At 64.1% G+C, this 768-nt stretch carries 2 protein-coding genes; both read right to left on the bottom strand.

Translation table 11 applies throughout. From position 1 onward, the window contains the following. Window positions 1–118: PAS domain-containing protein (locus RJ1_RS49185; protein WP_369691075.1), on the bottom strand; the 118-nt coding region annotated here is incomplete at its 3' end. Between the two features lie 298 nt (window positions 119–416). After that, window positions 417–768 (bottom strand): hypothetical protein (locus RJ1_RS45105; RefSeq protein ID WP_073371184.1); only part of this gene is annotated, 352 nt, incomplete at its 5' end.

The following is a 768-nucleotide window of genomic DNA, read 5'->3' as shown; positions in this document are numbered from 1 at the left end:
CTTCGTCGGTCAGCCCCATCAGGTGCATTCCGGCGGGGTTGAGGTAGCGCAGGCGTCCGGTGTCGTAGTCGGCGATGGCGACCAGGTTCTGGGCATGCTCGATCACCGACAGCAACATCCGAGCCTCCGCTGTTTCCGGTTTCATCCTGGCCGTTCCTTCCAGCTTCGACGACGGGCATCAGCATGCTGTCGACCCGCTCAGGTCGAGCAGTCGTATTGCTTGTGCTGATTCGAGTGAACACCGTCGAGGCTCGATCCGTCGATGGGCGCGATGAGTCCAAATCCCTGGTCGTTCGTCAGAGGGGGTATGGGCGATGTGTGCAGCGCTCAGGCAGGCCCTGGTCCCTTGATTCTGGTGGGCTTTCCCGGTCACGTGCGTCGCAGCCTCGGTGATGTCGGCGATCGTGCCCTGCGACCTACTCGTCGTCGGTGTCGAGTTCGACGCAGTCCCACGTCACGGTCCTGTCCGGCGGCACCTCGCCGCGTTCGGTGTAGGTAGGCGGTCCCGAAGGGTTCACCGAGTAGCCCCCGTGTGGGGTCGGGGTGCGGTGTGCGTCCCAAGTGATGCAGGCGTGGCGAAGGATACGACCACGGGTCGTCGGCGCAACGTGGTGGAGCAAGTGCAGGTATCTGTCGTATATCAGGCAGCCGGAGATCGCGGTGGGTCCCTCCGTTTCTTTCCAGGCCGAGAGCAGCGCGGAGACGTGTTCGTTGGTGTGGGCTACCCAGTCGTGCTCACCGGGAAGGTCCGTGGCGACGCGTTCGACC

Source organism: Rhodococcus jostii NBRC 16295 (genome assembly GCF_001894825.1).
In the GTDB taxonomy this organism is placed as follows: domain Bacteria; phylum Actinomycetota; class Actinomycetes; order Mycobacteriales; family Mycobacteriaceae; genus Rhodococcus_F; species Rhodococcus_F jostii.
The sequence above is the reverse complement of the archived record's forward strand: the minus strand, read 5'-3'. Positions and strand labels throughout refer to the sequence as shown.